This window comes from Streptomyces sp. NPDC002588 (assembly GCF_040295925.1).
In the GTDB taxonomy this organism is placed as follows: Bacteria; Actinomycetota; Actinomycetes; order Streptomycetales; family Streptomycetaceae; genus Streptomyces.
The window spans coordinates 42566-50194 of record NZ_JBEOWF010000068.1 but is presented as its reverse complement, the minus strand read 5'-3'; the positions used below and the strand labels follow the sequence as shown (position 1 = coordinate 50194).

9 protein-coding genes and 1 pseudogene are annotated in these 7629 nt (G+C 70.2%); 3 read left to right on the top strand and 7 right to left on the bottom strand.

Going from position 1 to position 7629, the window contains the following annotated elements; genetic code table 11:
• Window positions 1-114: 114 nt before the first annotated feature.
• The 3 genes and pseudogenes from ABT057_RS49350 to ABT057_RS45930 all read right to left on the bottom strand — a co-directional run.
• Window positions 115-237: pseudogene (locus tag ABT057_RS49350) on the bottom strand (PadR family transcriptional regulator); the annotation flags it as partial.
• Window positions 238-265: 28 nt separating this feature from the next.
• Complete coding sequence (locus tag ABT057_RS45935; RefSeq protein WP_352350758.1) at window positions 266-1726, bottom strand: aldehyde dehydrogenase family protein; 1461 nt, start codon at window positions 1724-1726, stop codon at window positions 266-268.
• Window positions 1727-1859: 133 nt separating this feature from the next.
• A complete protein-coding gene (locus ABT057_RS45930; RefSeq protein WP_502974078.1) occupies window positions 1860-2696 on the bottom strand; it encodes a Sco1979 family transcriptional regulator in 837 nt (278 codons plus the stop codon).
• Window positions 2697-3058: 362 nt separating this feature from the next.
• Between ABT057_RS45930 and ABT057_RS45925 the strand changes: the two genes are divergently transcribed.
• Window positions 3059-3544: an ATP-binding protein gene (locus tag ABT057_RS45925; protein ID WP_352350756.1), complete on the top strand. Its 486-nt coding sequence runs from the start codon at window positions 3059-3061 to the stop codon at window positions 3542-3544.
• Between the two features lie 94 nt (window positions 3545-3638).
• Here the strand turns inward: ABT057_RS45925 and ABT057_RS45920 are convergent, their stop codons facing one another.
• The 3 genes from ABT057_RS45920 to rpmG form a co-directional block, all read right to left on the bottom strand.
• Window positions 3639-3857, bottom strand: a complete 219-nt coding sequence (locus ABT057_RS45920; protein ID WP_052183895.1) for a DUF397 domain-containing protein — start codon at window positions 3855-3857, stop codon at window positions 3639-3641.
• 725 nt (window positions 3858-4582) lie between these two features.
• Window positions 4583-4840, bottom strand: coding sequence for a type B 50S ribosomal protein L31 (locus ABT057_RS45915; protein WP_352350754.1), 258 nt, complete (start codon window positions 4838-4840; stop codon window positions 4583-4585).
• 3 nt (window positions 4841-4843) lie between these two features.
• Window positions 4844-5008, bottom strand: a complete 165-nt coding sequence (gene rpmG, locus ABT057_RS45910) for a 50S ribosomal protein L33 (RefSeq protein ID WP_352350752.1) — start codon at window positions 5006-5008, stop codon at window positions 4844-4846.
• Between the two features lie 300 nt (window positions 5009-5308).
• Between rpmG and ABT057_RS45905 the strand changes: the two genes are divergently transcribed.
• Entirely contained in the window at window positions 5309-5833 is a 525-nt protein-coding gene (locus ABT057_RS45905) for a hypothetical protein (protein WP_352350750.1), read from the top strand.
• An 84-nt stretch (window positions 5834-5917) separates the two neighbouring features.
• Window positions 5918-6460 (top strand): DUF4232 domain-containing protein, encoded by a 543-nt coding sequence (locus ABT057_RS45900; RefSeq protein ID WP_352350748.1) that lies wholly within the window; start codon window positions 5918-5920, stop codon window positions 6458-6460.
• Between the two features lie 15 nt (window positions 6461-6475).
• Here the strand turns inward: ABT057_RS45900 and ABT057_RS45895 are convergent, their stop codons facing one another.
• Window positions 6476-7597 carry a DUF2786 domain-containing protein gene (locus tag ABT057_RS45895; RefSeq protein WP_352350746.1) on the bottom strand — a complete coding sequence of 374 codons (1122 nt, stop codon included), beginning with the start codon at window positions 7595-7597 and terminating at the stop codon, window positions 6476-6478.
• Window positions 7598-7629: the final 32 nt, after the last annotated feature.

Here is a 7629-nt window from a genome sequence, read left to right as displayed (position 1 = left end):
GCCGGGCGGAAGCCCTCGTAGCGGAGCTACTAGGGCTTTTGTCCGGTGCGGCGAGAGTGCGTGCCGGGCGTCGCGACGCCGCGGAGATCCATCAGTAGGGCCCTACTGGTCGGCCAGTGTCTCGCGGAGCAGGCGGGGGTACTCCTCGGTGCCCGCCCCGGTCACCTCGTACTCGGTGCGGGGCGGGCGGTGCTCGGCCGGCGGTCCCTGCTTCGCCATCTGTTTCAGGGCGTGGTGGGCCCAGGTGACGGCCCTGGGAAAAGCCTCAGAACGGGAAGCCGCTGCGGCCGTGCTGGACCGAGATCCATTTGGTGGTGGTGAAGGCCTCCACGGTCGTCTCGCCATTCAGCCGGCCGACGCCGGAGCTCTTCTCGCCGCCGAAGGGCACGATCGGCTCGTCGTGGACGGTGGCGTCGTTGACGTGGAACATGCCGGTGACGATCTGCTTGGCGAAGGCCACGCCCCGCTCGACGTCGGCGGTGTGGACGGCGCCGCTCAGCCCGTACGGCGTGTCGTTGGCGAGACGGAGGGCCTCCTCCTCGCCGTCGAAGGTGTTGATGAAGGCGACCGGTCCGAAGACCTCCTGCTGGAGCAGCGCGGAGTCGAGGGGGAGGCCGGTGAGGACGGACGGCTCGACGAGGTTGTCGGTGGTCGTGCCGTGGAGGAGGGCGGTCGCGCCCTCGGCGACGGCCTGCTCGACGGCGCCGGACACGGTCTCCGCCTGCTGGGAGTTGATCACGGGGCCGATGAGGGTCTGCGGGTCGCGCGGGTCGCCGGCCTTCAGCGTCTTCACCTTGGCGACGAACTTCTCGGTGAACTCCTCGGCGAGCGAGCGGTCGACCAGGATGCGGTTGGCGGCCATGCAGACCTGCCCCTGGTGGACGAAGCGGCTGAAGACGGCCGCGTCGACCGCGTAGTCGACGTCGGCGTCGTCGAGGACGACGAAGGCGCTGTTGCCGCCGAGTTCGATGATCGACCGCTTGAAGTGCGAGGCGGCGACCGTGGCGACATGGCGGCCGACCTTGTCGGAGCCGGTGAAGGAGATGACCCGCGGGAGCGGGTGCTCCAGGAAGGCGTCGCCGATCTCGGCGATGTCGGTCACGACGACGTTCAGCAGGCCCGGGGGCAGACCCGCGTCCTCGAACAGCTTGGCGATGATGGTGCCGCCTGCGATCGGGGTGTTCTGGTGCGGCTTGAGCACCACGCCGTTGCCGAGGGCCAGCGCGGGGGCGACGGACTTCAGCGACAGCAGGAACGGCACGTTGAAGGGGCTGATCACACCGACGACGCCGACGGGCTCGCGGTAGACGCGGTTCTCCTTGCCGTCGATCGGCGAGGGGAGGATACGGCCCTCGGGGCGCAGCGAGAGGTGGATCGACTCGCGCAGGAACTCCTTGGCCAGGTGGAGTTCGAAGGCGGCCTTCCCGAGGGTGCTGCCGGCCTCGGCGACCAGGACCTCGCCGATCTCGGCCTCGCGCTCCTCCACCAGCCGCAGCATCCTCTCGAAGACCGAGCGGCGCGCGTAGGCGTTGGTCGCCGCCCACTCCTTCTGCGCTCGGGCGGCGCTGCGGTAGGCCTCGTCGACCTCGTCGACGGTGGCTATCGTGATCGACGCGAGCTTCTCACCGTCGTAGGGGTTGAAGTCGATGATGTCCCAGGAACCCGTCCCAGGACGCCACTTACCGTCGATGTACTGCTGGGCCAGGTCCGTGAAGTAGGACGACATGTGATCCCTCAATCCCCTGCTGCGATCGACATCACGATCTGATCACACGTCATCGTACGTGTGTCGCAAGGACGTTGGGGCGGGGCCCCGGTTACTCGAGGGGAAACCCTAGGCCTGGACCCCGAGGCGGCTCCTAGGACAGCTGGATCAGCCCGCGCAGCAGGTCCCGGCTCTCGTCGGGGCCGGGGCTGTCCCGCTGCAGCTCCTTCAGGGCCTGCTCGTAGAGACTCACGTCCTCGTTCTTGTCCAGGTAGAGGGCGCTGGTGAGCTGCTCGAGGTACACGACCTCCTTCAGGTCGGACTCCGGGAAGCTCAGGATGGTGAAGGAGCCGGACTCACCGGAGTGCCCGCCGAAGCTGAACGGCATGATCTGCAGCCGTACGTTGGGCCGCTCGGAGATCTCGATCAGGTGCTGGAGCTGTCCGCGCATCACCTCGCGGTCGCCGTAGGGCCGGCGCAGGGCGGCCTCGTCGAGGACGATGTGGAGGTCGGGGGCGTTCTCGGCGACGAGGTACTTCTGCCGCTCCAGGCGCAGCGCCACGCGCCGGTCGATGTCGGCCGTGCTCGCGCCCTTCATGCCGCGGGTGACGACCGCGTGGGCGTACGCCTCGGTCTGCAGGAGTCCGTGCACGAACTGCACCTCGTAGACGCGGATCAGCGAGGCCGCGCCCTCCAGCCCGACGTAGGTGGGGAACCAGTTGGGCAGCACGTCCGAGTAACTGTGCCACCAGCCCGCCACGTTGGCCTCGCGGGCGAGTCCGACGAGCGCCTGGCGCTCCGTCTCGTCCGTGATGCCGTACAACGTCAGCAGGTCCTCCACGTCCCTGGTCTTGAAGCTCACCCGGCCCAGCTCCATCCGGCTGATCTTCGACTCCGACGCCCGGATGTGGTAGCCCGCCGCTTCCCGCGTGATGCCGCGTGCCTCACGCAGTCGCCGTAGTTGCGAGCCGAGCAGCATCCGCCGCACCACCGATCCGGGCTCTCCCGCGCTCACCTTGCCAGCCTCCCCAACCGTCCTCAGGGCCCGCAGTCTGCCACTAAAACACTTCGAGCAGTACTCGTCCGATTACAGAGATGGAAAGAAGCCAAAGGATACGCACAGAGCGACGGAAGGGAAGGGTGAGGAGAAAGCAAGGGATGGCCTGGTGAACGACGAGAAGATGGCGGAAAAAATGGCCAAGAAGCGGTACGGGCAGGCCCATTTCGGTCACGTGCACGTGCATCTGCCCTTGCATCCGCCGTGCGCATCAGAAACCATGGTCCCGCGCCACCGCTGCATCGCAACGACCGCGAATCCCGGGAGTGCCTCGCATGGGGACGAATGGATCGACCATGCTCGAGCCGTTACGGCAGGGCCTTCCGCCGCTTGATCCCGCGGCCGTGTCCGACGCCGCCTCCTGCGCCCTTCCCGCCCGCTTCGAAGCGGTGCGCGAGGCACGGCAGTTCACCAGAAGAACCCTGGGCCAGTGGGATGTGGGCGACCGCTTCGACGACGTCTGTCTGGTCGTCTCGGAACTGGTGACCAACGCCCTGCGGCACGGACTGTCCCCCGACACGGCCCCTCCCTGTCCGGTGGACCAGCATCCGCCCGTGCGGCTGCACCTGATGCGGTGGACCGAGCGCCTGGTGTGCGCGGTGCGCGACCACAGCCACGACAGCCCGCTGCCCCGCGAGGGCGAGGACTTCTCGGCGGAGTCCGGCCGTGGCCTGTTCCTCGTCGACTCCTTCGCCGACGGCTGGGGCTGGCACCCGCTCTCCGGCAGCCTGGGCGGCAAGGTCGTCTGGGCGCTCTTTCGGCTGAACACACCCGCCGAATGACGAACCGCGGCGCCTTTTTTGGTGCCGCGGTTCTACGCGCGTTGTAAACCGTTTACGCCCCGTTTGCCCGGTTAAGGCGGCGATCGCGGGCCGGTCAGCTCGCGATCAGATGGTCGAACTCGCCGTCCTTGATGCCCAGCAGCATCGCCTCGATCTCGGCCCGCGTGTAGACGAGCGCGGGACCGTCGGGGAAGCGCGAGTTGCGCACCGCCACATCCCCGCCCGGCAGTCGCGCGAACTCCACGCAGGACCCCTGCGAGTTGCTGTGCCGGCTCTTCTGCCAGGCAACCCCGTACAGCTGTGTGGCCGTCATGCCGTTGTACACGTCGTGCCCCCCGTCAACGTGGTGGTCCACAGGTCGCTCCCTGGTGGTGCACTGGCTCGTGTGGCCATTGGTGCCGTGGTCAACTGTCCCGGATCATAACCCCGTTCATGTGCAGTTGCATGAGCAGATGCACGTGCACGCCGGGTGCTCGCACGGTTACAGCTTTGGCGCGCGCTTTACCCGCCGGGAAGTAGTTCGGATCGGACTACTCATGCACATGGACAGACGCTCTGCGCGGCCCTGATGTTCCGTCGACACGGAGGCGAATCGGCGCCAAAAGGGCTTGTCCATGGGCTCGGGACCGTGCTGGAGGGTGCCGCCGCGGCGGACTCCCGCCATCCGGCTGCCCGCGGCGGACCCGACTCCGGACGTGGGGGTTCCGTGCCGTCCGCCCGGATGACCGGCAACAGGTCCTGACCAATCGCCCTCGGGACGACATGCGTTCGCCCCCGCGTACGACCGTGGGGATCGTACGCGGGGGCGAATCGGGGTGGCCGCGGACGGCGGACGGGGTCGGGCGTTCGGGCGACCGCCCGGGCACCCGGCGTCCAGAATCACTGGACGTCCGGACCGGTTCGGTTCGTACCACCGCCGAGACCGTGCGGGCCATCGACGCCGTACGACAGCAGGGCCTTCTCGCGGGCGTTCTCGATCACGGGCCCGTTGCCGCCGGGCGGAGACCGGGTGACGTGCCGACGATCACGACGGCGGGGTCAGTTCTTCTTTCCGTACCGGCGTTCGAAGCGCTCGACGCGTCCGGCGGTGTCCAGGACGCGGGCCGTGCCCGTGTAGAAGGGATGGCTGACGTTCGAGATCTCGACGTCGACGACCGGGTGGGTCCGGCCGTCCTCCCACTCGACGGTCTTCCCGCCCTGCGTCGCCGAGAGCGTCGAACGGGTGAGGAAGGCGTGGTTCGCGGCACGGTCCCGGAAGACGACGGGGCCGTAGGCGGGGTGGATCGATTCGCGCACGGGTCAGCGCTCCTCTCGGAAGTCGACGTGGCGGCCGGCGACCGGGTCGTACTTCCTGACGGTCATACGGTCCGGGTCGTTGCGGCGGTTCTTGCGGGTGACGTAGGTGAATCCGGTCCCCGCCGTGGACCGGAGCCTGACGACCGGGCGGAGTTCGTTGCGTGCCATGCCGCCATATTAATGAAAACGACATCCATTAGCTATAGTCGATGGAGAGAGGTGCGTCACTCATGCCCGCACACTGCCCGCCGCGGGTCCGACGGCGCCCGGTGAGCACGCGCGGGCAGGCCCACCCCCGGCGCGCGCCGGGGGTGCGGAGGCCGTCCCCGAAGATCACAGGTACGCCCTCGAAGGTCACAGGCCGCGCCCAGGGTTCTGCGGAGGCGGGCTGGTAGCTTGCTGCGGTCCCTCCGGGCCTCCGGTTCCACCGGCGGGCCCGACCGTCCGGCAACACCCTGGGAGCTTGCAGTGACTTCGGCGATCTACTCGCGCGGCACGTCCCGTCGGCCGGTGCGGGCCGTGGCCGTGGCCGCCGCGCTGACGGGCGCGCTCGCGCTGACCGGGTGCGGTGGCGGCGGGTCCGACGACGGCTCCGCCGCCATTCCGACCGCGCAGGCCGGAACGCCCACCTCGGGCGCCTCTGCCTCGACCGGCGCCGCCGCCACGGCCACGGCTTCGAGCGGGCTGGAGGGCAGCTGGCTGGCCACGGCCGACGGCAAGGCCGTGGCACTGGTCATCACGGGCAAGCAGGCCGCCCTCTTCGCCACCGGCGGGACGGTGTGCAGCGGCACCGCCGGGGACGCGGCGGGGATGCAGATGATCTATCTGAAGTGCGCGACCGGTTCGAAGGACCGCACGACCGGCATGGTCGACTCCGTCGCGGGCGACTCCCTCAAGATCACCTGGACCGGCGCGGCCGGCAAGGAGACGTACACCAAGGCGGAGAGCGGCCAGTGGCCCTCGGGGCTGCCCACGGCCGGGCTGGGCTCGTAGGGGTGCGACGGGGGCGCGCGACGGATCGCCGCACGCGTGCGTGATGATCCTCCGAGCACCTTCACGAACCTCAGGGGACCCCACATGCGCGTCGTTCCGATCACCGTCACCGCCCTCGCCGCGGCCCTCCTCCTCACCGCCTGTTCCAGTGGCGACGACAGCGGCTCCGGCGATTCCGGCGATTCCGGCGGCTCCAAGAGCAAGGCCGCCGGTTCCGCGTGCGCCTTCGGCGATCTCGGCCAGGAGGTCGGCCCGGTCGATGCCGCCCCCGCCGCCGGGGACACCGGCAACGTCACCGTCACCCTCACGAACAAGGGTGCCGAATGCACCCTGGACGGCTTCCCCGGCGTCGACCTGACGGCCGGCGACACCTCCGCGACCGTCGGGAAGGACGCGGCCGCCGAGGCGCAGAAGCTGACGTTCCCCGAGCAGGGCACCGTCACCTTCACGATCACCTATGTACGCGGGGAGAGCGGCGCGAAGAGCCTCGCCGTGAAGACGGTGAAGTACGGCCTGCCGGGCTCCGACAAGACCGGCAGCTTCACCTGGTCGTACGGCGATGTCGCTCTGAAGGGCGCGGGAGAGCCGGACGCGACGGTGAGCGCCTTCCAGCAGGCCGGCGACTGACCGCCGCGCCCCGCGTCACGGGAGCCGGGGCCTGGACCGCAGTTGCGCGCGGTCGGCGGCCTCGGCGCCCTCGGTCCAGCCCGCCTCGTCGGTGATCCCGCGCAGCCGGGTGGTGACCGTGTCCGGGAACATCCGGTCGGCGGCCGCCGTGACCGCGACCTCGCGGGTGGCGAGTACCGGGAGCAGGCCGGCGCCCGCCTCGGTCCCGGCGGTGGCCGCGACCTCGCCGAGCCGGCTGCCGACGCGATGGGCGTACGCGGCGAGGAAGGACTGCCGGAAGGTCTTGGTGCGCCTGCGGCCGCCCGCGCGCTGGGCCGCCTCCGCCTTCGTCATCGCGGTGCGGGCCTGCACCAGGAGCGAGGTGTAGAGCAGTTCCACCGCCTCCAGATCGGTTTCGAAGCCGACGACCGTGGAGAAGGCGAAGGGTTCGTTCCACACGGCCCGGCAGTGGTTGGCGCCCGCGACCGCGTCCAGCAGCACCGCCTTGGCCTGCTCGTACGGCGGTTCCACACCGATCCGGCAGGCGCCGGGCGCGTCCGGGTCCGGTGCCTCGGCGTCGAACAGCGCCTCGTCGACGCTGTGCCGTGCCATCAGCTCCTGCGCCTTCGCGGTGAGCGCCTCCGCCTCCTCGGGATAGCCGGTCGCCTCCGCCTTGGCGAGCAGCGCGCGGATGCGGGTGAGCATGCGGGAGTCGGACCGGTGGCCCGGCTGTCGCGTCCGTCGCTCCCGCGGCTCCTGAAGGGGTTCGAGGGCGGGCAGACGCAGGAGCAGCCGGTAGAGCTCCAGGACGGCGGCGGCGTGCGTGAAACGGTCGGTACGGGGCGGGTCCCCGGTGGGCAGTTCGGCCAGCTGGGCGGCCCAGCGCGGGCCGCGCACCCGGTCGTCCGGCGCCTGCGCGCGGATCAGCGCCGCGACGAGACGTACGTGGACGTCGTCCAGCTCGCGCCGCACGATCCGGACGACGTCGGCGGGCTGCCAGCCGCGCCGCCACACCGCCGCCACGAACTCCGCGCCGCGCCGGGCGAGTTCGGCGTCCGCCGCCGGGTCTGCGGCGAGGAGCGAGGCGCCCGTGTCGAGGGCGGTGTCGGTGCTGTCGTAGAGCGCGGATCGGAAGGCTGTGTCAACGGTGCTGCTCACCGGTCGATGGTGACACGCGCGCGTGCGGGGAC